Source organism: Xanthomonas pisi DSM 18956 (assembly GCF_001010415.1).
Lineage (GTDB): Bacteria > Pseudomonadota > Gammaproteobacteria > Xanthomonadales > Xanthomonadaceae > Xanthomonas > Xanthomonas pisi.
Map to the genome: position 1 here is coordinate 25097 of NZ_JPLE01000061.1, position 24950 is coordinate 50046.

Annotated in this window: 22 protein-coding genes and 2 other RNA genes; 11 read left to right on the forward strand and 13 right to left on the reverse strand. The window is 66.1% G+C overall.

Features of this window, described 5'->3' with window-relative positions:
• Position 1: 1 nt before the first annotated feature.
• Positions 2-838: a MipA/OmpV family protein gene (locus tag Y887_RS14055; RefSeq protein WP_046964956.1), complete on the reverse strand. Its 837-nt coding sequence runs from the start codon at positions 836-838 to the stop codon at positions 2-4.
• A gap of 18 nt (positions 839-856) precedes the next feature.
• On the reverse strand, positions 857-2311 hold the full coding sequence (locus Y887_RS14060) for an efflux transporter outer membrane subunit (RefSeq protein WP_046964929.1): 1455 nt from the start codon (positions 2309-2311) through the stop codon (positions 857-859).
• A 105-nt stretch (positions 2312-2416) separates the two neighbouring features.
• On the opposite strand from Y887_RS14060, the gene Y887_RS14065 reads away from it, so the two are divergent.
• On the forward strand, positions 2417-3106 hold the full coding sequence (locus Y887_RS14065) for a response regulator (RefSeq protein WP_046964930.1): 690 nt from the start codon (positions 2417-2419) through the stop codon (positions 3104-3106).
• The gene (locus tag Y887_RS14070) at positions 3103-4296 is read left to right on the forward strand and encodes a sensor histidine kinase (RefSeq protein ID WP_046964931.1); all 1194 of its coding nucleotides are present in this window, start codon (positions 3103-3105) and stop codon (positions 4294-4296) included. The genes Y887_RS14065 and Y887_RS14070 overlap by 4 nt, the downstream gene beginning before the upstream one ends.
• 61 nt (positions 4297-4357) lie before the next feature.
• Here the strand turns inward: Y887_RS14070 and Y887_RS14075 are convergent, their stop codons facing one another.
• From Y887_RS14075 to rraA, 3 genes are all read right to left on the reverse strand, one after another.
• On the reverse strand, positions 4358-5623 hold the full coding sequence (locus Y887_RS14075; RefSeq protein WP_046964932.1) for a cation:proton antiporter: 1266 nt from the start codon (positions 5621-5623) through the stop codon (positions 4358-4360).
• A gap of 197 nt (positions 5624-5820) precedes the next feature.
• Positions 5821-7416: a serine hydrolase gene (locus Y887_RS14080; RefSeq protein WP_046964957.1), complete on the reverse strand. Its 1596-nt coding sequence runs from the start codon at positions 7414-7416 to the stop codon at positions 5821-5823.
• Positions 7417-7439: 23 nt separating this feature from the next.
• The gene (gene rraA, locus Y887_RS14085) at positions 7440-7934 is read right to left on the reverse strand and encodes a ribonuclease E activity regulator RraA (protein WP_046964958.1); all 495 of its coding nucleotides are present in this window, start codon (positions 7932-7934) and stop codon (positions 7440-7442) included.
• A gap of 452 nt (positions 7935-8386) precedes the next feature.
• On the opposite strand from rraA, the gene Y887_RS19230 reads away from it, so the two are divergent.
• The 5 genes from Y887_RS19230 to Y887_RS19240 all read left to right on the forward strand — a co-directional run bounded on the left by Y887_RS19230 (position 8387) and on the right by Y887_RS19240 (position 12878).
• A complete protein-coding gene (locus Y887_RS19230) occupies positions 8387-10363 on the forward strand; it encodes an asparagine synthetase B family protein (RefSeq protein ID WP_162199170.1) in 1977 nt (658 codons plus the stop codon).
• Positions 10364-10709: 346 nt separating this feature from the next.
• Positions 10710-11543, forward strand: a complete 834-nt coding sequence (locus tag Y887_RS14095) for a DUF72 domain-containing protein (RefSeq protein WP_046964933.1) — start codon at positions 10710-10712, stop codon at positions 11541-11543.
• 115 nt (positions 11544-11658) lie between these two features.
• Positions 11659-11735: non-coding RNA, sX9 sRNA (locus Y887_RS19235), on the forward strand.
• A 57-nt stretch (positions 11736-11792) separates the two neighbouring features.
• Positions 11793-12740, forward strand: a complete 948-nt coding sequence (locus Y887_RS14100; protein ID WP_046964934.1) for a DMT family transporter — start codon at positions 11793-11795, stop codon at positions 12738-12740.
• 63 nt (positions 12741-12803) lie between these two features.
• Positions 12804-12878: non-coding RNA, sX9 sRNA (locus Y887_RS19240), on the forward strand.
• A 77-nt stretch (positions 12879-12955) separates the two neighbouring features.
• Here Y887_RS19240 and Y887_RS14105 read toward each other — a convergent pair.
• From Y887_RS14105 to Y887_RS14120, 4 genes are all read right to left on the reverse strand, one after another.
• Positions 12956-14026: a GGDEF domain-containing protein gene (locus Y887_RS14105; protein ID WP_046964935.1), complete on the reverse strand. Its 1071-nt coding sequence runs from the start codon at positions 14024-14026 to the stop codon at positions 12956-12958.
• A 114-nt stretch (positions 14027-14140) separates the two neighbouring features.
• Positions 14141-14863, reverse strand: a complete 723-nt coding sequence (locus Y887_RS14110; RefSeq protein ID WP_046964936.1) for a pseudouridine synthase — start codon at positions 14861-14863, stop codon at positions 14141-14143.
• Between the two features lie 79 nt (positions 14864-14942).
• Positions 14943-17348 (reverse strand): putative bifunctional diguanylate cyclase/phosphodiesterase, encoded by a 2406-nt coding sequence (locus Y887_RS14115; protein WP_046964937.1) that lies wholly within the window; start codon positions 17346-17348, stop codon positions 14943-14945.
• A gap of 261 nt (positions 17349-17609) precedes the next feature.
• Positions 17610-19541, reverse strand: a complete 1932-nt coding sequence (locus Y887_RS14120) for a DEAD/DEAH box helicase (protein WP_046964938.1) — start codon at positions 19539-19541, stop codon at positions 17610-17612.
• Positions 19542-19713: 172 nt separating this feature from the next.
• On the opposite strand from Y887_RS14120, the gene Y887_RS14125 reads away from it, so the two are divergent.
• The 4 genes from Y887_RS14125 to Y887_RS14140 all read left to right on the forward strand — a co-directional run bounded on the left by Y887_RS14125 (position 19714) and on the right by Y887_RS14140 (position 21587).
• Complete coding sequence (locus Y887_RS14125; RefSeq protein ID WP_046964939.1) at positions 19714-20214, forward strand: RNA polymerase sigma factor; 501 nt, start codon at positions 19714-19716, stop codon at positions 20212-20214.
• A 23-nt stretch (positions 20215-20237) separates the two neighbouring features.
• The gene (locus Y887_RS14130) at positions 20238-20885 is read left to right on the forward strand and encodes a hypothetical protein (RefSeq protein WP_046964940.1); all 648 of its coding nucleotides are present in this window, start codon (positions 20238-20240) and stop codon (positions 20883-20885) included.
• 142 nt (positions 20886-21027) lie between these two features.
• Entirely contained in the window at positions 21028-21270 is a 243-nt protein-coding gene (locus Y887_RS14135) for an RNA-binding S4 domain-containing protein (RefSeq protein WP_046964960.1), read from the forward strand.
• The gene (locus Y887_RS14140; protein WP_046964941.1) at positions 21267-21587 is read left to right on the forward strand and encodes a hypothetical protein; all 321 of its coding nucleotides are present in this window, start codon (positions 21267-21269) and stop codon (positions 21585-21587) included. Before Y887_RS14135 ends, Y887_RS14140 begins: the two co-directional genes overlap by 4 nt.
• A 201-nt stretch (positions 21588-21788) precedes the next feature.
• Here Y887_RS14140 and Y887_RS14145 read toward each other — a convergent pair whose 3' ends face one another.
• The 4 genes from Y887_RS14145 to Y887_RS14160 form a co-directional block, all read right to left on the reverse strand.
• Complete coding sequence (locus Y887_RS14145) at positions 21789-22190, reverse strand: MAPEG family protein (protein ID WP_046964942.1); 402 nt, start codon at positions 22188-22190, stop codon at positions 21789-21791.
• A 25-nt stretch (positions 22191-22215) separates the two neighbouring features.
• Complete coding sequence (locus Y887_RS14150; protein WP_046964943.1) at positions 22216-22755, reverse strand: DUF4019 domain-containing protein; 540 nt, start codon at positions 22753-22755, stop codon at positions 22216-22218.
• Between the two features lie 266 nt (positions 22756-23021).
• Positions 23022-23276, reverse strand: coding sequence for a hypothetical protein (locus Y887_RS14155; RefSeq protein WP_046964944.1), 255 nt, complete (start codon positions 23274-23276; stop codon positions 23022-23024).
• A 77-nt stretch (positions 23277-23353) separates the two neighbouring features.
• A complete protein-coding gene (locus Y887_RS14160; protein ID WP_046964945.1) occupies positions 23354-24544 on the reverse strand; it encodes a COG3904 family protein in 1191 nt (396 codons plus the stop codon).
• Positions 24545-24950: the final 406 nt, after the last annotated feature.

Here is a 24950-nt window from a genome sequence, read left to right on the forward strand (position 1 = left end):
CTCAGCGGCTATAGGTCACTGCAAACGTGCCGCTGACAAAACTGCGGCGTACCACCAGCGGGCTGTCATCGGCGTTGTCGGCATAACGCGTTCCGGTCACGCCCACCGTGGTGGCCCAGTGATCGCCCAGCGAGTGCGTCCAGCTGCTACCCACCGCAGCGGCATAGACACCCGAGCCGGCATTGAAGCGCTGCAAGCCCGAGCGTGCGGACTGCGCATCGGTGACACCGAAATACGCCTGATTGAAACGACGGTCACCGGCATGCACGTCCAGATCCAGCGTCACCGTGTCGCTGGCGCTGTGCAGCAGGGTGAACTCCACCCCGGCGCGATAGCGATTGCGCCGCGCAGCGTCCTTGAGCGCGAATTCGGCTTCCGCATTGACGTTGACGTACGGGGTGATCTGCTGCATCAGCAGCGTGCGCGCCGTGACCGATCCCGGCACGTCGCCCATGCCGGCCAACACCCGCGAACCCGGACGCCAGTCGTTGTCGCGTTGCAGCCGGCCCAGGTCGTAATACACCGATTGCGACGCATAGAAACCGGAGTCGCTCTGGAATTGCAGGCCCGCGCCACGCGCGGCATCGAAGAACAGCATGCCGCGCTGCACCACCAGCACCGGGTTGGCCTGCACGCGTGCGCGCTCGGCGCCGGCGTAGCGCGGCGCCGCAACCGCTGCCGCGCCCACGGTGATCTCGGTATGGTCGCCCAGCAGCCGCGAGCTGCCGGTCAGATCGGTCTGCGCCTGCGCAAGGCACGGCAGGAGCAGGCTGGAAGCCAACAGCGAAACATGCAGGGCGGCGCATCGACGCAGCTGCGTGGAAAACACAATGGCCATGAAAATCTCCGTCATCAATCAAGAAAGGGGGGGCAGACAAACGCCGTAGAACGCCTGGAACAGCGCGATCCGGCTCAGCACGCGCTGGCGTGCGGTGGTCAGGTAATCCAGTTGTGCCTGCGTCGTGCGCAGGCGCTCGCTCAACAGCGTGGTACGGTCTTCCAGGCCTGCGTCCACGCGCCTGGCCATCCGCGTCACGCGTAACTGCTCACGCTCGGCCTGCGCACGCACGCGTGGCTCGGACTCGGCCAAGGTGGCGTGTGCGTCGAGCGCATCGGCAACCTCGCGGAAGGCGGATTGAATCGCCTGCTCGTAGGCAGCGACATCGGCGCGCTGGCGCACCTGCGCCAACGCAAGATTGGCGCGATTGCGGCCGCCATCGAACAACGGCAGATTCAATTGCGGGCTGAAGCTCCACATGCCGTGGCCGGCGGAAAACAGACCATTCAAGCCGTCGCTGGCAGTGCCCACGCTGCTGCTCAAGGTGATCGATGGAAAGAACGCGGCGCGTGCGGCGCCGATATCGGCGTTTGCCGCGCGCAGTTCCAGTTCCGCCTGCTGGATGTCCGGACGTTGCAGCAGCAGCGAGGAATCCAGCGCACGCCATGCCGTGCTGGGCGTATCTGCGGCAACCAGGCTCTGCAGGTCGCCGGGCACCGGCGCGCTGTCGTAACCGGCCAGCAACTGCAGCGCACGCAACGCCGCAGCGTGGTCGTCGGCTCCCTGCAGTGCCGCGACGTGGGCCTGATCGGCCTGGTGCTGCTGGCTATCGCGCTGCTCGCGTGCGATCAGCCCGATCCGGTACTGCTGCTGTGCGATCGCCAGCAGCGCAGTGCTGTCGGCATCGGCTGCTTGCAACTGCTGCAGCACCTGGGCGCTTGCCCGTTCGGCGGTATAGGCGCGCAGCACCTCGGCAATCAGCGCGCCACGCGCCGCATCGCGTCCATAGGTGCTGGCCAGATAGCGCTGCCGCGCCGCCTCCGACATCGCCTGCAGCTTGCCGAAGAAATCCAGCTCGACATTGCCGATGCCGGCGTTGGCGACGACCAGATCCTGTTGGTAGCGTGCGTCCAGCGCCGGATCGTCGAAACGCTGCCGCAGCTGTTGTGCGCCCACGCCGATGGTGGGTACACGCGCCGCCCGCTCGATGCGGTACTGCGCCCGTGCCTGCTCCACCTGCAAGGCGGCGCGACGGAAGTCGCTATTGTGCGCAAGCGCGCGTTGCAGCAACGGCCGCAGATCGCGATCCGGCGCGAACGCCTGCACGAACGCGCGTTCCTGCAAATTCAGCTCGATACCCACCGGCGCGCTCGCTGCCGCGGCGGACATCGCCTGCGAGCTGCCGAAGGTGCCCGGCACGGTGACCGCAGGTCGCTGGTACGTAGGCGTCAATGAACAGCCGCCCAGCAGCACGGCAACTGCCGCAAGATGCAGGGCACGGGAACAACGGTGCGCGATCATTTGTGGAATCATGGTGTCGGAGTACACGAGCCAATCTCGACCGACATCCTCGACCCGCAGCGTCCAGGTTGTTTTCGGGATTTATCCAGATTTGATCGAGACGACAGGCACTACGCCATGACAGGCAAAAAGGTTCTGCTGGTGGAAGACGACGCCGATAGCGCCAGCATCCTGGATGCCTATCTGCGTCGCGACGGCTTCGACGTTGCCATCGCCGGAGACGGCGAGCGGGCGATACACCTGCATCGCCAGTGGGTGCCGGATCTGGTGCTGCTGGACGTTATGCTGCCCAAGCTCAGCGGGATCGAGGTGCTGTCGGCGATCCGCCGCGCCAGCGACACACCGGTCATCATGGTGACCGCCATCGGCGACGAGCCGGAGAAGCTCGGAGCACTGCGTTACGGCGCCGACGATTACGTGGTCAAGCCGTACAGTCCCAAGGAGGTGGTCGCGCGCGTGCATGCGGTGCTGCGCCGAAGCGTGGCAGTGCGCGCGCCAGGCGAGCCGTTGCGGCACGGCCGCCTGAGCGTGGATCCGGCCGCGGTCGTGGCCACCGTGCAACGCGAAACCGGCGACAGCGTCGCACTCGACCTGACGCCGACCGAATTCAATCTGCTCGCGTTATTGCTCAAGACCCCGTTCAAGGCATTTACCCGCAGCGAATTGCTCAACGCCTGCCTGCCCGACAGCGATGCGTTGGAACGGGTGGTGGATTCGCACATCCACAACCTGCGCCGCAAGCTGGAAGTGCACGGCATCACCGGCGTGCTGGTCACCGTGCGCGCAGTGGGATACCGCTTCCAATGAACGCCTTGCGGCGCCTCATCGCCCGGCGCCGGCAAGCGCCGCTGTGGATGTGGGTCGGCTTGCGGATGAGCGCGCTGGCGGTGGTGACCGTGGTGGTGATCGCCTTCGGCATGTGGTGCTATTTCAATCTGCGCGATAGCCTGATCCTGCGAAAACTGCCGGCGGCTGCACGTGCCGAACTCGAACAACTGCGCGAACAGCCCACTGCGAACGAGGCGCGTCTGTGGCAGTTGTTCCAGCAGTACTACGACCTGGAAAATTTCCTGCCCGGACTGGCCAACCCGGATTGGTGGATGCTGTGGGCCATGGTGACGCTGTCCATCCCGGTGATTGTGGTCTGCGGCCTGCTCGCATCGCGTCCGCTCTCACGGCAATTTTCCCAGGTCGCCAGCGCCGCGCACCGGGTCAGCGATGGCGATTTCAGCGCACGCGCGCAGCTGGTGTCCGGCGCGCCGGACGAGCTCACCGCGCTGGCTGACGACTTCAACGCCATGAGCGGCAAGCTTCAGCAGTACGAACGCGAATTGCGCGACTCCAGCGCAATGCTGGCGCACGAATTGCGCACACCGCTCAACGCCGCCATGGGGCGTGTGCAAGGCATGCTGGACGAGGTCTTCCCACGCGAACCCGAACAACTCCGGCTGGTGCATCGCCAGCTGGAACAGATCAATCGGCTGATCGGCGATCTGCATCTGGTGTCGCTGGCGCGCGCCGGCCAACTGGTGCTGGAGCCCGAAGACGTCGATCTCCACGAGCTGATGGCCGAGCAGGTGGAATGGGCAGGCCCGACCATCCATGCGTTGCAGATGACGATCACCGCTCCCGCGCCTTCCGGACTACGCGTCCATGCCGACCGTCATCGCCTGGGCCAAGTCTTTTCCATCCTGATCGACAATGCGCTGCGTTACGCCGCCGCGGGCAAGGCGCTGGACATCCAGATGCATCGCGATGGCGCGCATGTGATCGTCACGGTCGGCGACCGCGGCCCCGGCGTGGAGCCTGCACATCTGCCGCACCTGCTGGACCGCTTCTGGCGCGCGGACAGTTCGCGCGCGCGGCACTCCGGCGGCAGCGGCCTGGGCCTGGCCATCGCCTCGGCCATCTGCCAGGCGCACGACGGCCGCCTGACCCTCAGCAATCGCTCCGGCGGCGGGTTGTTGGCCCACGTGCAATTGCCGCTTTCGCGCTGAAGCGCTCTCGCGTGCACCGCACCGCTCGCAGCGGCCCGGTACTCCAGGCGGCTGCGCGTATTCACCGCTGTTGCAGACTCGGCACCGCGTCGGTCACGTTGGCATGGCGACGCATGATCCAGTTGAACAGCGGCGTGGCCATCAAGGTGGACAGGATTGCCATCAACACCAGCACCGAGAACAGCCCCTGCTCGATCACCCCGGCCTGCAAGCCGATGTTGATGATGATCAGCTCCATCAACCCGCGGGCGTTCATCAACGAGCCGATCGCCATCGCATCGCGGTTGTTTTCGCCGGTGGCGCGAGCGGCGGCCCAGCAGGCCACGCCCTTACCAATGAACGACGCCGCCAGGATGGCGGCACCGGCCAGCATGATCTGCGGCTGCAGCAAGACGCTGAGCTGGGTTTTCAAGCCCGAATAGGTGAAAAACAATGGCAGCAGCAACACCACCACGAACGGCTGCAGCATTTCGCGCAGTTTTTCGGTCAATGCGCCCTTGGGCAGGCACACGCCGAGCAGGAAGCCGCCGAACACGGCATGGATGCCGATCGCATCCATTGCCCAGGCGCTGACGCAGAACAGCATCAACACCACCGCCAACATGCTGTTGCCGAGCGGCCGATCCGGCACCACGTGATCGGCCAGGCGGCGCAGCAGGTGCCGGCCGACAAACAGCATGAACACCGCATACGCGACGCCGCCGCCGATGGCCAGATACGCACTGCCCCAGCTGCCGCCGAAGCTGGCCAGCACCACCGCCAGAATGCACCACGCTGCCGCATCGTCGAACGCGCCTGCAGTCAGTGCCAGCGTGCCCAACGGGCTATTGGTCAGGCCGCGCTCGTGGATGATGCGCGCCAGCATCGGGAAGGCAGTGATCGCAATGGCCGCGCCCAGGAACAGCGAGGCTTCCATGAGCTTGGCCTTCTCCGAGAACAGGCCTTCCACATTGAGCAACCACGGGCACATCGCAAAGGCCAGTGCAAACGGCACCGCGATGCCGGCCAGCGACACGCTCATCGCGCTGCGATAACGCGCACGGAAGTGATCGCCGCGGAAGTCGGTACCGACCAGAAACATGTACAGGCCCACGCCGAACTGCGCGAACACGTACAACACATCCATGGTCTGTTTGGGGAACAACGCTGCCTGCACGCCCGGCACCAGCAAGCCGAACAACGACGGCCCCAGCATCACCCCGGCAATCATCTCGCCCACCACCTGCGGCTGCCCGATGCGCTTGGCCAGCATGCCGACCAATCTGCATACCAGCAGGATCGCTGCAGCCTGCAGAAAAAAATATACCGACATCTGCGGAGTGGTCATGCGTGTGGGGACATCCTTGAGAAGTGCGCGGATCATAGCGAGCCGCGCCGGCGGGCGGTAGCCGCCTGGGCGCCGAACGCGGCTATTGCAGCGTCGGCAGGTCGATTCAGCCGGTCTGGATGGGCACGGCGGCGCTCATCAATTTGCCGGTGAGCGCGCAGTAAGGCAGCCGCACTGGCGCCGCCCTCGGACGCGTGTCATGGCGATGCGGGCGATGCCGCCGGCACCGGGGTCAGCACCAGATCCTGAAAATCGAAGCTGAAATCGGTCAACGGCGAGATCGCATGCATGCGCATCTCGCGCACCGCACCGTCCGCAGTGAGCGCGAAGTTGACGAAGGCATCGGCATTCAAGGAGCGGTCGTCCCAGCGCACGATGAAGCTGTCGTGCTGCCAGTGCTCCAGCGTGCCGAGCAACTGCGCCGTCTTGGCAAACTGCAGCCGCAGCCGCTTGCCGTCCTGGCGGATCACCACATCGCCGTACCACGGGTCGCGATAGGTCGCCGCATAACTGCGTAACGGCAACGACGGCGTGGAGCGTGCGGCGCGTGCGTCCTGATGCTTCTTCCAGCTGGTGTCTGCCTCGCTGTCGGCCTTGTTCACCGCCTTGGCGTACGCATCGGTCCAGTCGGTCGGCGGCACCTGCAAGAACGCATCCAGCACCTGCAGCGTCACCGCATTGAACGCCGCCCCCACTTCCTGGTTGGTCAGCACCACCACGCCCAGTTTCTGATCGGGAACCAGGGTCAGGCGCGACACCATGCCCGGCCACCCACCGGTGTGCCAGACCAGGCGGTGGCCGCGATAGTCGCTCAGGCTCCACCCCTCGCCATAGCCGGCAAAATTGGGACGCGCGCCAGCCAGCTCGGGCACCGGCGGCTCGGCAATGGCGATCGGCGTGATCATCGACCACATTTCCTGCTGCCGCTTGGCGCTGAACAGCGGCGTGCCATCGGCCAACACGCCACCGGCCAGCTGCACCTTCATCCACAACGCCATGTCGTGCGCACTTGCGTAAATACCGCCGGCACCGGAATTGTTGGACCAGGTCAACGGCGCAACGGTACGCAGCTCGGTGAAGTCGTACTTGGCATGGCCCACAGCGACGTTGTCGCCGGGCTGCAGATGGTCGGCGTTGAAGCGCGTGCCACGCATGCCCACCGGGGCGAAGATGCGCTGCTGCAAGAACGCGGCATAGGACTGCCCGGAGACCTGCTCGATCACCTTCTGCGCGACGGCGTACAAAATATTGTCGTACGCGTAGCGGTCGCGAAACCCGCCTTTCAACGGCACCTTGGCCAGGCGCTGCACCACCTCTTCGGTGCTGTAGCTGGTGGTCGGCCAGAACAACAGGTCGCCGGCGCCCAGGCTCAGTCCGCTGCGGTGCGCGAGCAGGTCGCGCACGCGCATCTCGCCGCTGACATAGGGGTCGGACATCCGAAACCACGGCAGATGGTCGATGACCTTGTCATCGAGCGACAACTTGCCTTCGTCGGCCAGAATCGAGAGCGACGCTGCGGTGAACGCCTTGGTGTTGGAGGCGATCGCAAACAGCGTATCTGCCTGCACCGGCTCGGGCTTGCCGATCTCGCGCACGCCATAGCCGCGTTCCAGCACCACCTGACCATCCTTGACGATGGCCACCGCAATGCCGGGCACATCGAACTGCTTGCGCACCCGTTCCATCTGCGCATCGAACTGCTGCATGCCGACCGGCAGGTCGGCCGCGTGCGTCGTTGTCACCAGGGTCGCCAGCATCAGCACGCCTCCCGTCAGCCATCCGTTCAAAGTCACTGCCACACCTCGTCAGTTGTCGATCAGATTGCGCCGCCGGCACTGTCCAGCGGCAGCGGCGTCACCAGCACGCCATTGGTATCGGCATACAACCAATGACCAGGCACGAACGGGACGCCGGCAAAATTCACCGGCACATCCACCTCGCCCAGGTCGCGCCGCTCGGTGCGCCGCGGGCAGGCGGCCAGTGCCAGCACGCCCAGCGGCAGCGTGGCCAGGATCTCGACATCGCGCACGCAGCCGTGGATGAGCACTCCGGCCCAACCATTGGCGACCGCGTGCGCCGCGATCTGGTCGCCCAGCAGCGCATGTTTCAACGAGCCCTGGCCGTCCACCACCAGTACCCGCCCCTCGCCAGGCGTGGACGCCAGTTCGCGCACGCGCGAGTTGTCCTCAAAGCAGCGTACGGTCGCGATCGGCCCACAGAACACGCTGCGCCCACCGAAATGGCGGAACAACGGCTCGGCAACGGTCACCTCGGGAAAGCGGTCACACAGATCGGGCGTGGTCCAGGTCATCGGTGCGGTCTCGATCGGCTGAGCAGGCATGGTAGCCGGCTGCGGTGGCGCGTGGGCGGTTGTTGTCGCGCCGCCTTTCGCCTGCCGGCTGCGCGTGTCCATCCAACCGCGCACGCCCCCTGCTCTGTCGCAAGCCGTGCGCCACAGGCGTGGCGCGCGACAGCAGTCTACCAATTGATCCCGGTTTCGCAGGCAGTGGCGACCGATACCCCTCTTGCCCCTTCTGCGGGGCGCCCATCCCCAGCGTGCAAGAGCCGGAGGTCGGCGCAGGCGATGCGTGCCAGCAGGTTCACCAGGACGGACACATCTCCATCGTTTCTCGATCATTTCTCGTCCGAACGCCAACACCACCAACCAACCATGCGCACCGCACGCGGGGAAGGGATCTAGGCGTTTATGAGTTCGCCACCCACCTGGTCGCGTCTTCTTCAATGGCGATGGTGGTGAAGCGGATGTCGGGTATTTCGGGCTACTGGTCGCAAGCGCATGCAGACGAAGAGACTACGCTGCGTCGCTATGGTCACCGCATGATGAACACACTCAGGCACCGCGGACACAGTGCGTGTATCGCCAGCGCTGCCGAACAGGCGGTGGTTCTAGCTGCCTGCGACGACTCTACCCATGCCGGCGCGCGCATCGGCATCTCGCCTAACGGGCGTTACCTGGTTGCGTTGGCAGGACATGTCAGTGGATTACGTCCATTGTGCGCTATGCAGACGGCAGGAACCGCCGACCACGCAGCTAGCCAGCTCGCACAACATATCCAGGCATCGGGCCTGCAGCGCACACTGCACTGCATCGACGGCAGCTTTTGTCTGGCAGTGCTCGATCGCCGCCTGCATACCGTGTCGTTGGCACGCGATCGCATGGGCCGGTCCAGCCTCTACTACGGCTGGACCGCGAACGGCTTTGCCTTTGCGTCCGAGGTCAAAGCCATCGCCGCGTTGCCGGGCTTTGATAATGCGATCGACCGCAATGCACTCACCTTGCTGCTGCGTTTTGGCTATATCCCCGCGCCGTTCTGCATCTATCGGGGCATATTCAAACTCTGCGCCGGCGATGTGCAGGTGTTCGGCCTGGCCGATGTGGAAAGTGGCGCGGCCTGTCATGCGCCGGATGAGCGCATGCGCTATTGGGACGCCAGGCAAGCGATCGAAGATGCGATTGCGCAACGTACGCCAATCAGCGAGGCGCATGCAATCGAGGATCTGCAACAGGTATTGTCCGCGGCGGTCGAACGCAGCGCAGGCGATGGCAGCGGCGCATTTCTCTCCGGAGGCATCGACTCCAGCCTGATCACGGCCGTGCTGCAATCGCAGCGGGCCACACCCATCGACACGGTGACAATTGGATTTGCAGATGCCGATCACGATGAGATGGGCTGGGCCAATCGGGTGGCCGCCCATCTCGGCACCCGGCACAACCCGCATCGCATCAGCGACCAGCAGGCGCTTGGCTTGTTGCACGGCATTGGCGATGCGTTCTGCGAGCCCTTTGCCGACTCCTCACAGATCCCGACACTGCTGGCGGCTGGCAACGCAAGCCAGAAAGTCAGCCACATCCTAACCGGCGATGGAGGCGACGAATTGTTCTTCGGCCATGCAGCCTATACACGCGCGGTACGGAATGGCCGGTTGACCGCAGTGGTGCCGGAATGTGTCCGCACCATGCTGCATCGACGCGGCACCTACGCCTGCGAATCCGCACGGATGGGGGGCTGGCGCGCCGTCCTTGGAGAGACTGCAAGCCGTTCGATCGAGGAAAGTTACCTGCTGCGGGTTTCGCGATGGCGCAACCCGACCGCAGTGGTACGCGGCGCCAGCGAATATCCCACGCTCTACAACCGGCCGGCGCAGCACCTCACCACCGGCGCGCCGGGTGAGCGCGTGCTGTTCCTGGATAGTGCAATGGAACTGAGCGAAGGCCTGATGACCAAGATCGATCGCGCCTGCATGGCGCACGGGCTGACGCCCGCTTCGCCCTTTCTCGATGCGCAGGTGTTCCAGCTCGCCTGGCAGTTGCCGTTCGAACTCAAGACAGCCGGCGGCCAGCAGAAGTACATCCTCAAACGGCTTCTGGAGCGGTATCTGTCGCACGAGTTGATCTATCGCCCCAAACGCGGCTTCGGCGCACCGGTCGGGCGTTGGTTGCAGGGTCCGCTACGCGACTGGGCCGATACCTTGTTGCATCCCTCCAAGCTGGAAGATCAAGGCATTTTCGATGCAACCGTCGTGGCAGGCATGTGGGCCGCGTTCCTGGGTGGACAGCGCAAGTGGCACACGCATCTGTGGCCGATCCTGATGTTCCAGGCATGGCAACAACGCTGGAGCGATGCGTCCGGCACGATCACCGACGACGCGCTTTTTCATGCTGGGGAGACCAGCTATTTGAGTGTCGGCGCAGTGCACTGCGCGGCGTCTAGCGACTGAAGCGGTGTGGTTGTCATCGTTGCTTTTGATCCACGCAAGAAGCACGTCGCATGGTGCCTTGTGTCTGCCGGCGGAGCGCATCGCTTCCTGTCGCTCCCGTTGATCGAAATGGCAGCATGCGGGCGCGACGACCACGCCGCAGTCGCTGTGTGGATGAGCGGCGCAGATCGGCACACCTGCGCATCGCAATGCGGGCACTGCCATTGGCAGCGCGTCGCCAAGGCGCGTTTCGCCATGGGGGCATCAAACCATCCTTGGCAAGGCTATGATCGGCTTCGACCAGTTGCAATCAGCTAGACAAGCAGCGTAATGGTGCGCTCCACCTCTGCCAACGAGTCTCCCTGCGATGACTGATCTGTTCGCTTCCGCGCCGCCCGCCCTGGACGGCATCCATGTCGGTATCGGCGGTTGGGTGTATGCGCCCTGGCGTGCAGGCATGTTCTATCCCGACGGCCTGGTGCAGCGGCGCGAACTGGAATACGCCAGCCGCCACGTCACCGCCATCGAGATAAACGGAACCTATTACGGCGCGCAAAAACCGGCGACCTACGCGAAATGGCGCGATCAGGTGCCGCCCGGCTTCGTGTTCTCTGCCAAGGCGCCGCGACGCATTACCCAGTCACGCACGCTGGCGGCTACCAAGGCGCAGGTGGAGGACTTCGTCGGCGGCATTGTCGAGCTCGGCGATACCCTGGGGCCGCTGCTGTGGCAATTCGAGCAGGGGCATCGGCTGCAGGCCGACGACCTGGATGCCTTTTTGACGCTGCTCCCCAGACGCGCAGGCAATCGCAGCCTGCGGCATGTGCTGGAAATTCGCGATCATGCAGCGGTGGATGCGTCGCTGCTCGCATTGGTCCGCCGCCACGGCGTGGCCACCGTGTTCACCGATTCGGACGAGCACCCCTGCTTTGCCGATCTGTCCACCGACTTCGTCTACGCGCGTCTGATGCGTAGCCAGGCGCGCCTGCATGCCGGCTATCCGGCGCCGGCATTGAAACAGTGGGCCGGGCGGATCCATGCTTGGCGACGCGGTGAAGACCCGGCCGATCTGCCGCATGTGGACCCCACGTCATCGGCGGCAGGCACGCCGCGCGAGGTGTTCGTGTTTTTCATCAGTGCGGCGAAGGAGCGCAATCCCGCCGCGGCGATGGCCTTGCTGAAAGAGCTGTCCGCCGGATAACGCGTTACCGGCAGCGCCCCCGGTGCGGCGGATGCAGTGGCCTAACGCGTTCTGGAGCAGCCAACAACACGACTGCGCTCACCGCCAGGAGGGCGCGGCCGGTGTCCGGTGCGGCATGTGCCGCTCGTCCACGTCGGTTCCGAGTGCGCCGTCCACACCCACCTGGCGGCGGCTCGCCAGGTTGTGTCAGCCGCTCCACTACGGCGCATGGCACAGCGCCGACCTGTGGCTTTTCGGCGACAATGGCGCATGCCCACGACCGACCTGCGCAAGGCGCAACTGCAAATTCATTTCTGCGTGCTGCTTTGGGGCATCACTGCGATCCTGGGCAAGTTGATCACGCTGCAGGCATTGCCGCTGGTGTGGTGGCGCATGTTGATCGTGGTGGTGGCCCTGGCGCTGTGGCCGCGGGTGTGGCGCGGCTTGCGCGGCCTGTCCGCGCGCGTGGTGCTGGGCTATTGCGGCATCGGTGCATTGGTGGCACTGCACTGGTTGACCTTCTATGGCGCGATCAAGCTGGCCAACGCATCGGTGGCGGCGACCTGCATTGCCTTGGCGCCGGTGTTCACTGCCGTGATCGAGCCATGGGTGACGCAGCGGCCCTTCCGTCCGCGCGAGTTGCTGTTCGGCCTTGCGGTCTTGCCGGGGGTGGCGCTGGTGGTCGGCGGCGTACCCGATGGCATGCGCGCGGGGATCGTGGTCGGCGCGATTTCGGCCGTGTTCGTCGGGCTGTTCGGCTCTCTCAACAAACGCATGGTGGCGCATGCCGACCCGCTCACCGTCACTGCCCTGGAGCTGGGCGCCGGCACGCTGACCTTGACCGTGCTGGCACCGGCCATGCCGCTGCTGCTGCCATCGCTGCACGGCGATCTCTTGATGCTTCCCAGCCTGCACGATGGCGTGTTGCTCCTGGCACTGTCGCTGGCCTGCACCCTGCTGCCGTTTGCGCTGGCGCTGGTCGCGCTGCGCCATCTGAGCGCGTATTCGGTGCAACTGGTGACCAATCTGGAGCCGGTCTACGCCATCGTGCTGGCCATCGCGCTGCTGGGCGAACAGCGCGAACTCACGCTGCAGTTCTATCTCGGTGTGGCGATCATCCTCGGTGCAGTGTTCCTGCATCCGGTGCTGGAACGCCGGCGCAAGGTGGTGCACCCGGAATTGCTGGGCACGGCCGAAGCCAAGAACATCGTCGACTGAGAGCGGCCAACACTTCCACTACGCTGCCCCGCGGGCGCGGGCGCGGACGGCGCCCGCTGCGGCATGCACTACCCGCACACTCCGGTTCCCGGTGCGGTCCGCACCCGGCAGACGATTGCCCGCGACGTCTTCTCGGCCGTGTTGAGCGGCACGGCATCACCCGACATCGCATCTGCCAGCAGCGCCTGCACGGCCCCAGGCGACAACGCCCACACCTACTCCAGCGCAACCACCCGATCGCGGCCGCCGCGCTTGGCGGCATACAGGGCCTGGTCGGCACGCTTGATCACCGCTTCCACGCTTTCGTGCGGATACAGCATGGCCACGCCGATGCTCACCGTCACCGGCAGCGCAATCGCCGTTGTCGCCACGCTCTGACGCAGGTATTCGCATTGCACCCGTGCCTGCTGCAGGTCCACACCGGGCAGCAGCAACACGAACTCCTCGCCGCCATACCGCGCGATGGTGCCGGCACCGGCGACATGCGCGCGCAACAGCGTCGAGAGCTCGCGCAGCACCACGTCGCCCTGGTCGTGCCCATGCACGTCGTTGACCACCTTGAAGTGATCCACGTCCAGCAGCGCCACCGACAGCGGCTGGTTGGCGACCCGCGTCTGCTGCGTCGCTGCAGCCAGTGCCGCGGTGAAGGCGCGCCGATTGGGCAGGCCGGTCAGCGGGTCGGTGCGCGTCTGCTCGACCAGATCGGCGTTGACTGCTTCCATTGCCGCGTAATACTGCGCCATCTGCTGCTCGTACCATTCGCGCTCGCGCAACTGCCGACGCAGCTGCTTGCCGGCCAGACGCAGCTCCAGCAGATGCGAGGCCTGTCGCGACAACGCCTGCAGCGCGGCACGCTGGTCGTCGCGCAACTGCGCCGGCGCCTGGTCGAACACGCACAGCGAACCCAGCGGCATGCCTTCGCTGGTGACCAGGGGCGCGCCGGCATAAAAGCGCACGGCGCCTTCGCCGATGACCATCGGGTTGTCGAAAAAGCGCGGGTCCAGCAAGGTGTCTTCGACGGTCATCACCTCGTCCGGGCGCAGGATCGCATGCGCGCAGAACGAGATATCGCGTGGCGCTTCGCTGCGCGGCACGCCGTGGGCCGCCTTGAACCATTGCCGGTGTTCGTCCACCAGCACCACGGCCGCCATCTGCGTCTGGCAGACGGTGGACGCCACCAGGGTCAGGTCGTCGAAGGCGCGCTCGGGGGGCGAGTCCAGCAACTCGTACTGGCGCAGCGCGATCAGCCGCTCGGCTTCGTTTCCCGGCAATTGCGGTTTGATCACGCGCTCAGTCCCCTGCTGAATCGTTATCGGCGGCGGTATGCCCAAACTCCGTGGAGCGAACCCTCCGCACAAGTGCCATTGGCCGCTCGCACGTCGGGCGGTTCATCCAGGGGCTTACCAGTCGGTGCGCTGCGGCAACAAGCCGCGCAGCTCCGCATCGCTGAGGTTGCGCCATTGTCCCGGCTTGAGTGCGGCAAGCTTGATGTTGTCGATACGCACCCGGCGCAGCTGCGTTACCCGATAACCGAATTCGGCAGCCATCAGGCGGATCTGCCGGTTCAAGCCCTGCTCGAGCACGATGCGAAATCCGAACTTGGCGATACGCGCCGTGCGGCAGGGCAAGGTGGTCTCGTTGTGGATGCGCACACCACGCGCCATGCCACGCAGGAATTCGTCGGTGACCGCCTTGTTGACCGCCACCAGATACTCTTTCTGGTGGCGATTTTCCGCGCGCAGGATCTCGTTGACGATGTTGCCGTTGCTGGTCATCAGGATCAGCCCTTCGGACTCCTTGTCCAGGCGGCCGATCGGGAAGATGCGCTGCTCGTGGCCGACGAATTCGACGATGTTGCCCTTGACCGAACTCTCGGTGGTGCAGGTGATACCCACCGGCTTGTTGAGCGCGATATAGACATGCTTGCGTCCACCGGGCTTCTTGGCCTCGCGCGCGCGCAGCGGCTGGCCATCCACCAGCACGGTGTCTTCCTCGCCCACGACCGCGCCGGTGCCGGCCGCCACGCCGTTGACGGTGACGCGGCGCTCGCCGATCAGGCGGTCGGCCTCGCGACGCGAGCAGAAGCCGGTATCGGCGATATGTTTGTTGAGTCGGATTGTCATCGTTGGATTATCGGCCATTTGCGGCCGGCGACGCACTCTGGCGCAGTAACGGCCCGGCGCGCAGCGCTGCCGGCTCGCCCTACCCGGTCACTGCCAGCGCGGGCTGCGGCGTGACCAGGTCTTCCAGCGGGCACGGGCGGTGCAGGCTGAAGCCTTGCACCTGGCCCACGCCGGCATCGCGCAGGCCGGGAATATCCGCCTCCGACTCCACACCTTCGGCCACCACTTCGATCCCCAATGCCAGGCCAACCTGGGCGATGGAATGCACGGCAGCGCGGTCCACCGCGTCATGCGCGTAGTTGCGCACGAAGCCGCAATCGATCTTCAGCACATCGACGGTGAATTGCTTGAGGTAGCCGAACGAGGCCAGGCCGCTGCCGAAGTCGTCCAGCGCCACATGGCAGCCACGCGCACGCACGCTCTGCACGAAGCGCTGCGCATGTTCCAGGTCGCCGATGACGGCGGTTTCGGTGATCTCCATGCACAGCTTGGACACCAGCGTGGGATAACGCTCGAACAGGGCGCAGACGAAATCGAGAAAATCCGGCTGCGCGATCGATTGCGCGGACAGATTGACGTGGCACAGGTCCAGGGTCGCCACATGCAGCGGGTTGTCGGACAGCTGCGCGCACAAGGTTTCCAGCACGTAGGCATCGACCATGCGTCCGAGCCCGTAACGCTCCACCGCAGGCAGGAATTCGCCCGGGCTCAGCACACGTCCATCGCGTGCACGCATGCGCACCAGCACTTCGTACTGCAGGCGGCCGGGGTCGCTCAGCACCTGGATCTTCTGTGCGTACAGCAGCAACCGGTGTTCGGCGATCGCCTGCTGCACGGCGCTGATCCAGCCACCGTCATGCCGACGCCGCGCCAATGCCAGATCGTTCTCGCCAAGACACCGGATCCGGTTGCGCCCTTCTTCCTTGGCGGCGAAACAGGCCAGATCGGCCGCGGTCATCAATGCATTGACGTCGTTGGCGCCCCGGCGGATTTCCACCACGCCAAAGCTGCAACTCGGCGTCAGCGGCCGGCCGCCCTGGTGGCTCCACGGCTGCCCCAGCACGCCATGCATGCGTTCCAGCAGGGCCTGCGCCTGCACCAGGTCGGTATCGGCCAGCAGGATCGCGAACTCGTCGCCCCCCAGCCGCCCCAGCCAGTCGCCCGGACGCAACTGCATGGTGATGACGTCGGCGAAGTGGCACAGGAACTTGTCGCCGACCGCATGCCCGAAGGTGTCGTTGACCAGCTTGAAGTGATCCAGATCGACGAAGCACAGCGCATGGCACAGCTGCGGCGATTGCGGCGGCTCGATCAGATGCAGCAGGCGGCGCTCGATCTCGCGCCGGTTGATCAGGCCGGTCAAGGCGTCGTGGCGCGCGTGGAAGGCGACCTCGTCGGCCAGCTCGTGCGCGTGCGAGACGTCTTCGATCACCGCCAGCACCAGCGTGGGTTCCTCCGGGCCGGGCTCCACCAGCGAGGCGCTCCAGCGGCCCCACATCACTTCGCCATCGGCGCGCAGGAAGCGCAGCTCGCCGGACTGCATCAGCCGCGGCCAGTCGATCGTGCCACGGCTGTCCAGCACGATGTCGTCCGGGTGTATCAGCTGGGCCAGCGTGGACGCCTGCAACTCTTCCGGACGGTAGCGCAGGATATTGGCCATCGAGGCGTTGGCATCCAGCACGTGGCCGCGCAGGTCGAACTTCACCATCCCCAGCGCAGCCTGCTGAAACGCCGTGCGAAACCGACCCTCGTGCGACAGCAGATAGTCGCGGATGCGACGTATCGCCAGCACGCAGGTGATCAGGACCAACAACAAGGTGGCCAGGCTGCAGACCACCATCACGTCGTGCAGCAGCCGTGCGCAGCGGATCAGCTGCGCCTGGAACTGCGCTGCATCGCTGCGCATGCGGCCATCGAGCAGATGCAGCTCGTCGCGCAGGTCCTGCAGCGCGCGCGCATCCGGCCTGCTGGCGGCTTGCACGGAGGCAGCACGGTCGGCCAGTGCGCTGAGCTTCAACAGATCGGCATCGGTGTGCTTCCACAGCGCGATGGCATCGCCCAGATACGGAATCACCTGGCCGTAGCGATACAGCCGCACCATTTGCGGCATGTCTTCACGGGCATTGCGACCGGCCGCAAGCCCGGCATACACCTCCGTCCAGGCGATCACCGGCTGTTCGACCGCCTCGCGTGCCGCGCGATCGCCGAGCGGCACCTCCAGCGCACGGCAGGCAGCCTGCAGATCGCTCGGGTCGCCGCTCACCAGGTAGCGCTCCAGCCAGTAGACCGACTCTTGCTGGGCATTGGACCAGTGGCTCTGACCGACAATCCAGGCGGTGGCTCCGGATTGGATTTCGATCGCCAGTGCAGAGAGCACGGCCATGCCGACAGCCACAGCCATCAGCAGCGCCAGTGGGAGCGTTAGCCAGCCGCGCACCATGTGCATGGTTTGGCCACTGCGTGTGCCGCGTGCTGACTGCGCCATTGCCATCCGTCCTTCACCGCCCCAGTGCGTTTCAGGCGCCCAGTGGGCGCCTGAAGGCTGTAGCGGCCGCAATGGCCGAGTCTGTATGGCGGCGTCCGTTTGCCGGACGACCGGCGGGAAATGTCAGCCTGGCTGACCATCCGCCGTCTGCGGTCTCGGTCGGGACACGCTTGGCCGCATCAATGCTATGCCCTGGAAGGAATAACAGCGCGGACATGGGCTGCGCATGCGCTACGCTGCGCAGCCGATTGTCAGCCCGGCTTACTCGCCGCGCGGCTTGGGCGGACCCTTGCGATGCGGCGCGCCGGCGCGATCCATCGGACGTCCCGGTCCGTTCGGACGCCCGGACGGCTTGCCACCGCGCGGGAAGCGCGGCTTGGACGGCGACGCCGCGGCCTCGCCTTCTTCCAGCTTGCGCATGTTGAGCTGCTGGCCAGACACCCAGACCTTCTTCAGGTGCGTCAGCAGCTCGCGCGGCATGTCGGCCGGCAGATCCAGAATCGAGTAATCGTCCTGGATGTCGATCCGGCCGATGTAACGGCTTTCCAGACCGGCTTCGTTGGCGATGGCGCCGACGATGTTGGCCGGCTTCACGCCGTGGGTATGGCCCACCTCGATGCGGTAGCTCTCCATGCCGAACTCCGGCTCGCCGCGCGGGGCAACCGGATCGCGACGCGGACGCTCTGTGCCAGCGCCATCACCGGCAAATGCCGGACGTTCTGCACGCGGCGGGCGTGCCGCGCGCTCGCCATCGGCACGCGGGCCACGCTCGAACTTCGGCTCGAAGCGCGGACGCTCGCCACGGTCGCCGCGATCTGCACGCTCGGTGCGCTGCGGGGCGAACTCTTCGCGCGCGCCACGCACCGGCGGGGTCAGCAGGAACGGCGCATCGCCCTGCAGCAACTTGGCCAGCGCGGCGGCGATCTCGATCGCCGGCACGTTGTTTTCTGCCTCGTAGCGCTGCAGCAGATCGCGGTACATCTCGATCTGGCCACCGGCCAGGGTCTCGGTGATGCGGGTCATGAAGCGCGCCACGCGGGTGTCGTTGACCGCATCCACGCTCGGCAGCTGCATTTCTTCGATCGGCTGGCGGGTGGCGCGCTCGATCGAGCGCAGCATGCCCTTCTCGCGCGGAGTGACGAACAGGATCGCATCGCCATTGCGGCCGGCACGACCGGTACGGCCGATGCGGTGCACATAGCTTTCGGTGTCGTACGGGATGTCGTAGTTCAGCACATGGCTGACACGCTCCACGTCCAGGCCGCGCGCGGCCACGTCGGTGGCGACCAGGATGTCGAGCTTGCCGTCCTTGAGCTGAGCAATGGTCTTCTCGCGGGCGGCCTGCTGCATGTCGCCGTTGATGGCCGCCGCGGCCATGCCGCGTGCCTGCAGCTTCTGCGCCAGCTCTTCGGTGGCCGCCTTGGTGCGCGCGAAGATGATCATGCCGTCGAACGGCTCGACCTCGAGAATGCGGGTCAATGCGTCCAGCTTGTGCAGGCCGCTCACCCACCAGTAGCGCTGGCGGATATTGGCCGAGGTGGTGGTCTTGGCCGCGATGGTGACTTCGGCCGGATCCTTCAGATAGGTCTGCGCGATGCGGCGGATGGCCGGCGGCATGGTCGCCGAGAACAAGGCCACCTGGCGCTTCTCCGGCAGTTTCTTGAGCACGGCTTCGACGTCGTCGATGAAGCCCATGCGCAGCATTTCGTCGGCTTCGTCCAGCACCAGCGTCTTGAGCTGGGACAGGTCCAGGGTGCCGCGATCCAGGTGATCGATCACCCGGCCCGGGGTGCCGACCACCACATGCACGCCGCGCTTGAGCGCGCTCAGCTGCTGGGCATAGGGCTGGCCGCCGTACACGGGCAGCACGCGAAAGCCCGGAATGGCTTCGGCATATTTCTGGAACGCCTCGGCGACCTGGATGGCCAGCTCGCGGGTCGGCGCCAGCACCAGCGCCTGCGGCTTGAGCTGGTTCAGGTCGGCGTTGGACAGCACCGGCAGCGCGAACGCGGCAGTCTTGCCGGTACCGGTCTGCGCCTGGCCGAGGACGTCGCGGCCGGACAGCAGCGCGGGGATGGTGGCAGCCTGGATCGGCGACGGCGACTCGTAGCCGACAGCGGCAACGGCTTTCATCACAGCGTCCGAGAGGCCGAGGTCTGCAAACAGCAGCGGCGCGGAAGATTCTTGGGTCATGGGTAACTCCGGAGGCGCCGCACGGAGCCGGCAGGCGCAAAGCAGCATAGTGTGCGCCCTTACCCCCCTTCATGTCGAAGGGTCGTGACGTTTTGTTCAGGTTGTGAGGATTCGCCCGTCGTGGCGAATCATCCTGGCACGCACTTCCCCACCCTGCCCGCCCCCCATCGCCATGCCCCTGGACACAGACCTGCAAACCCGCTTCAGCGCCCTGCTTCAGCAGCACCGGGGCATCGTGCTGAAGGTGGCCGCCAGCTATTGCCGCAACCGTGACGACCGCGACGAGCTGGCCCAGGAAATCGCGGCCCAGCTGTGGCGCGCATTTCCCGCGTACGACCCCGCCCGGCGTTTTTCGACCTGGATGTATCGCATTGCGCTGAATGTGGCGATCAGCGACTTGCGCGGTCGCAGCCGTACGCCGGAGGCGGCGATCGCACTGGATGCGGTGGTGGACCATCTTGCCGACCCGGCGGCGCACGACCCCGTGCGCGAGCAGCAGGTCGCCGCGCTATACGCCTTCATCGCGCAGCTGCCCGCGCTGGAGCGTGCGTTGCTGCTGCTCTATCTGGACGACCACAGCTACCGTGAGATCGCCGAAGTGCTCGGCATCAGCGAAACCAACGTCGCCACCAAACTCAGCCGCCTGAAGGCGCGCATCCGCAACGAACTCTGACCCACGACCTTACCGGAGCCGCAATGGAACTGGACGACATGAAACACGCCTGGCATGCCCTGGAACACCGATTGGATCGCCAGGCCGCAGACATCAACCGGCTGCTCGGCGACACCCGCCGCGATGCAGCGCACGCCAGTCTGCGCCCGCTGTGGTGGCGCCAGTGGGCACAGCTTGTCTGCGCGCTGGTCCTGAGCGTCGTGGTTGCGCGTTGCTGGCTGGGCGAGCCCGACCAGCTCACGGCCATCATTGGCGGCGTGCTGCTGCAGCTATGGTGCGTGGCGCTGGCACTCTCGGCGGGGCGGCAATTGCAGCTGCTGTCGCGACTGGATTTCAGCGGACCGTTGGTGCAGACGCAACACGCGCTCGCCCAGCTGCGGCGTTGGCGGACGCGTGTCGCGCCGTGGCTGGGCATCGCGTTCTGGGTGCTCTGGGTGGCCGTCGCCGACAGCGCCTGGCGCAGCCTCACCGGCGCCACGCTGCCGCAGGCCTGGCTGCTGCTCAACCTGTTGGTCGGCGCGATGGGCGCCCTGGGCACCTGGTACGGCTATCGGCGCTTGCAGCGCGCGCAGCACCCCTGGCTGGACCGCATCGACGATACGCATGCCGGCCGCAGCGTGACCCGCGCGCAGCGACTGCTGGAGGAACTTGCGCAGTTTCGCCGCGAATAGCGGCCGGCCTGCTGGTGCGGGCAGCGCCAGCAATGCGGGTCATCGCTCGCCGGCGCCCCCATGCCTCTGCCGCCGAGAGACGCCCGGTGGTGCTGGTCGCGACTCCGGGCGGATAATCGATTTCTTTTTGATCGAGCGCAGCATGCAATTCCTGGAATTCGACCTGGACGGCGAGTATATCGAACTCAACCAGCTGCTCAAGCTGGCCGGCATCGCCGATAGCGGCGGACAGGGCAAGGCCATCGTCGCCAGCGGCGCGGTCAGCGTCGATGGCGTGCAGGAACTGCGCAAGACGGCGAAGATCCGTCCCGGTCAGCTCGTGCAACTGGATGACGTGGAGATTCGCGTCATGGCCATGGACCCCGACACCGAGTCCGGGCAATGAGCGTGATCGAGATCGGCCAGCGCAATATCGCGCCGTCCTGCGAAGATCCGAAGCACGACGTCTATGTCTTTTCGATCGAACTCGGCTCAGCGCGCCCGTTCTGGCTGGAGCAATCCATCCACGGCGGTCATGCCGACCGTGGCGGCTGCATCATGCTGGCGTTGCACGAGTTGGACGGCTGGCGGGGCGACTGGCGCCTGCATCTGACCCATGCGGGGTGCGCCTGGGCGATCCCGCTGCTGGAAGAGGCACTGCGCAACGGCGATGTGCAGGCGGCGATCGATGCGATCGTAGCGCGGGTGCGCGTGCCGGGATGAGGCGGCCGCGTGCGGCGGCATGCTCGTAGTGCCCACCTGTCGCACGTCCATGCCCGCCTGCAAGCATGGGATCACGCTCTCCGTCGATTGCATGCCGCGCACCTGCAGCCACCGCTGCGCCCGGCCTGCAGCCAACGCGTCGCACCGCGCTTGATCAAGATCAGGCGCGGTGCGCGGCGCACGCGCACGAACCCGTATGCATCACCACCCCAGCAACGCACGCACCAGTTTGACGATGCCCCAGAACGACACCACCCAGATGGCGCTGCGCAGGTAGGGGATGCCGGCCGCGTAAACCGGCACATAGGCCACGCGCGCCCACAGATACAGCTGCACGCCCAGGGCGGTTTCCGCATTGGTGCGTCCGGCCACGCTCACCGCCAGCACCGCTGCAGCAAAGATCGGAAAGGTTTCCAGGTAGTTGCGAAACGCGCGATCCAGGCGTGCGGCGACGCCGGTCAGCGGTTTGGCATCGCCATCGCGCGCACCGGCATTCCACTTGGTGCCGCGCTGCGCGGTCATGCTGGCCGATGCAGCCAGCAGCTGTACCAGGCCGAGCACCATGGCCCAGCCCAGCATCTGCAGTTCGATGGTCAGTTGCACGCAATTCTCCTGGCGGGCTGCCGCATCACTTGGCCGCCGAGCGCAGGCTGTAGCCCGCAACGCGCCAGGTCTTGTCTTCATCCAGACGGAACGACACCAGCTCGCGCACCGGTTGCGGCGCGTTGGCAAACCGGGTCGGGAAGCTGACGTTGACGTACAACCCTTCGGGCACCTGCGCGCCGGGGCCGTACTTCACTCGCGTCACCGAGCCCTGGCCACGCCCGACCATCGCGCCCAGACGTGCACGCTCCCCGGCGAGCTGGGCGACGAAGGCATCGCGCTTGACCGCAGTCTTGGCCACGCTGGAGGCACCGTCCCACAGCGAGGCGGCCTTGTTGGCGTCGACCATCTGCGCCACGCGCAGGGCAGCCTGGGTCATTTCGACATCCTGCTTGGCGACCTGCGCCTGCTGGGCTGCGGTCAGCGCCGGTGCCGGTTGGCCTGCCGCCGGCCGTGGCGCCAAGGGTGCCGGCTGGGCAGTGGCCGTGCGGGAAGGCTGTGGCTGTTGAGCGAACGCCAGCGCTGGCGCCAACACCAACGCGACAAGCAAACGAGGACGGAGCATGGGGCAGCACCTTGAACGGATTGGAAAGCGGTGGACCGCACAGATCGCGGCGGGTAGCGCAGTCTATGACGGGACGTGCGCAACACAAGCGACGCCCGATTCGGGTTGCAGCGGCTGGCTGCATGATCGGGAAGGCAATGTCGCGCTGGCGTGTAACCGGCGATCAGTGCACGGTGGGCAGGGTGCCCGAGTTTGCACAGCCAGCGGGGCTGCGCCTTCAAGGCTGTGCCTGTCGCAAGCAGGCTTGCTCGGCCTGGCTCGGCTCGCTAGAGCTCTCCACCAGGCGCAGGCGGTACGGCTGCCACGCCGCGCGGGCGCCACAGCCGCCAGCTGACCCAGAACGCGCGTGCAATGGCCGCCACCAGCGCCAATAGGCTCAGCCACGTCGCCAATGTTGCCGGCCATTGCGCATGCAGTTGAGCAGCGGACAGGCGCAGCAGCTCGGCCACACCGAAGCCCACCAGCACCAGCAGTGCCGATGGCAGATACGCCAGTAACACACCCTTGGTCTTGCCTCGCATACTGCCCCCCGGCCCGGTTGTCATGGGGCGACCATAGGCAGCGCGCAGTGCGATACGCGTGAAACTTGTCGCCGCGCTCAGCCCTTCGCGTGTGCAGGCGTCGACGGGTCGGGCTCCGCCTCTGCCGCGTCCGGCACCGGCGCTGCATCCGGTTCTGCCGGAGGCCGCTCGTCCGTTGCGGCACCAACCTGCGCCTCGGCAGCTGGGGTGGCCGGCAGGGCGGCGGCATCGGTCTCGGCAAGCGGGCTCTCTTCCGGGCAGGCCGCATCCGGAAAGCCGAAACGCTGCTTCAGTGCCAGGCCACAGGCGTTGACCGCATCCAGGTCGGCGCCCTCGCCCTTGCACTTTTGATCGAACGCCACCAGAAACGCATCCTTGCGCCGCACGAACGCATCGCCGCACTTGCGCATCTGCCGGATGCGCTCCAGATCGTCCTGCACCGCATTGGTGCCATCCAGGCCGTACTCGCGCAGCTCTTCCATCGTCAGCAGCCGCAGGCTGCGGTTGGGCACGGTCATCATCAGATCCGCCACCGCCACCGCCACACCGTTACGCTCCAGATAATCCTTGACGTTGCCGTAGACCTCGCGCAATTCGCGATTGAGCTCCGCACGCGAGGTCGCCCTGGAGCTGATCCGCATCATCCGGTGGATGCCGACCTTGCCGGCCACCAGCCGGTTGTCGCCGGCCGCCAGCACGAAGACGCAGGCGCTGTGGCAGATCGAGCCCTCGCGCACCCAGATGGTCCAGTTGGATTCGCCGATGGTGTCGCCGGCACGGATCGCCGCCTCCACCTGCCCGCCACTGGAATCCAGATCCAGGATGCGATGCGGCAGCCGCAGTTGTTCGGCCACCGCCGCCAGGCGCCACACCAGCGCGGCAAACCCGGCATTGATCTTGCCCGCATACCGCACCCGCACCAGCCCGGTCTCGCGGCACGGCGCCAGCGCCGCCTCTACGCTGGCCCGATCCAGCGCCGGCAACAGCGTGCCGTCGCCGGCCTCCTTGCTGTAATCGGTCGCGCAACTGATCCACGCCTGGCCCGCTTCCAGCTGTGCCTGCGGCCAGCCCGCCTCACCCGCCTGCGCGCGTGGACGGGGCGGTGGCGCCACCGGCTCGGGCGTATCCACCGACACCATGTGGTCGCCATCGCCTGCCTGCGCTGCACCACCCTGCTGTGTTCCGGCAGCATCAGCGGATGTGCCGCTGCGGTCGCAGGCAACCAGCAGCAGTGCACAAGCAAATGACAGACAAAGCGGCTTGAGCATCGAGATGAGCACCAGACAGGAGCGTGAGCGGGCTCTCAGTCTAGGGCGGACGCGCCGCAGCCCCCGAACCCTGCCTTAATATGCGACATGTCATGCCAGTTGCAGGTGTGGCTGATCCGCACGGCACCAGGCGTCGTGGCGTTCCTGCACCTGTCGAGCAGCCTCGGTCACACTGCGCTCGTCGCCAAATGAGGCGATGTATCTGCATGCTGCGAAGGCGGTACTGGCGCCCTCATAGTCTGCAATCCACCGCAGGCGCTCCGGTAGCGCTGCGTGCTCGGCGCGCCACGCGGCATAGGGGGGACGGATGCGTCGATGAATGCCCACACGCCACGGCTTGGGGCTTACCCGAGCACGAAAGCATTGCTGCATACGACACATCCGGGCGTAGACCGCGTCAACGCCG

What these genes read in the sequence shown, in the direction of transcription:
- Y887_RS14055 (WP_046964956.1), bottom strand. Translation starts at nt 838, where the DNA reads ATGGCCATTGTGTTTTCCACGCAGCTGCGTCGATGCGCCGCCCTGCAT.
- Y887_RS14060 (WP_046964929.1), bottom strand. Translation starts at nt 2,311, where the DNA reads ATGATTCCACAAATGATCGCGCACCGTTGTTCCCGTGCCCTGCATCTT.
- Y887_RS14065 (WP_046964930.1), top strand. Translation starts at nt 2,417, where the DNA reads ATGACAGGCAAAAAGGTTCTGCTGGTGGAAGACGACGCCGATAGCGCC.
- Y887_RS14070 (WP_046964931.1), top strand. Translation starts at nt 3,103, where the DNA reads ATGAACGCCTTGCGGCGCCTCATCGCCCGGCGCCGGCAAGCGCCGCTG.
- Y887_RS14075 (WP_046964932.1), bottom strand. Translation starts at nt 5,623, where the DNA reads ATGACCACTCCGCAGATGTCGGTATATTTTTTTCTGCAGGCTGCAGCG.
- rraA (WP_046964958.1), bottom strand. Translation starts at nt 7,934, where the DNA reads ATGACCTGGACCACGCCCGATCTGTGTGACCGCTTTCCCGAGGTGACC.
- Y887_RS19230 (WP_162199170.1), top strand. Translation starts at nt 8,387, where the DNA reads ATGTCGGGTATTTCGGGCTACTGGTCGCAAGCGCATGCAGACGAAGAG.
- Y887_RS14095 (WP_046964933.1), top strand. Translation starts at nt 10,710, where the DNA reads ATGACTGATCTGTTCGCTTCCGCGCCGCCCGCCCTGGACGGCATCCAT.
- Y887_RS14100 (WP_046964934.1), top strand. Translation starts at nt 11,793, where the DNA reads ATGCCCACGACCGACCTGCGCAAGGCGCAACTGCAAATTCATTTCTGC.
- Y887_RS14110 (WP_046964936.1), bottom strand. Translation starts at nt 14,863, where the DNA reads ATGACAATCCGACTCAACAAACATATCGCCGATACCGGCTTCTGCTCG.
- Y887_RS14115 (WP_046964937.1), bottom strand. Translation starts at nt 17,348, where the DNA reads ATGGCGCAGTCAGCACGCGGCACACGCAGTGGCCAAACCATGCACATG.
- Y887_RS14120 (WP_046964938.1), bottom strand. Translation starts at nt 19,541, where the DNA reads ATGACCCAAGAATCTTCCGCGCCGCTGCTGTTTGCAGACCTCGGCCTC.
- Y887_RS14125 (WP_046964939.1), top strand. Translation starts at nt 19,714, where the DNA reads ATGCCCCTGGACACAGACCTGCAAACCCGCTTCAGCGCCCTGCTTCAG.
- Y887_RS14130 (WP_046964940.1), top strand. Translation starts at nt 20,238, where the DNA reads ATGGAACTGGACGACATGAAACACGCCTGGCATGCCCTGGAACACCGA.
- Y887_RS14135 (WP_046964960.1), top strand. Translation starts at nt 21,028, where the DNA reads ATGCAATTCCTGGAATTCGACCTGGACGGCGAGTATATCGAACTCAAC.
- Y887_RS14140 (WP_046964941.1), top strand. Translation starts at nt 21,267, where the DNA reads ATGAGCGTGATCGAGATCGGCCAGCGCAATATCGCGCCGTCCTGCGAA.
- Y887_RS14150 (WP_046964943.1), bottom strand. Translation starts at nt 22,755, where the DNA reads ATGCTCCGTCCTCGTTTGCTTGTCGCGTTGGTGTTGGCGCCAGCGCTG.
- Y887_RS14155 (WP_046964944.1), bottom strand. Translation starts at nt 23,276, where the DNA reads ATGCGAGGCAAGACCAAGGGTGTGTTACTGGCGTATCTGCCATCGGCA.
- Y887_RS14160 (WP_046964945.1), bottom strand. Translation starts at nt 24,544, where the DNA reads ATGCTCAAGCCGCTTTGTCTGTCATTTGCTTGTGCACTGCTGCTGGTT.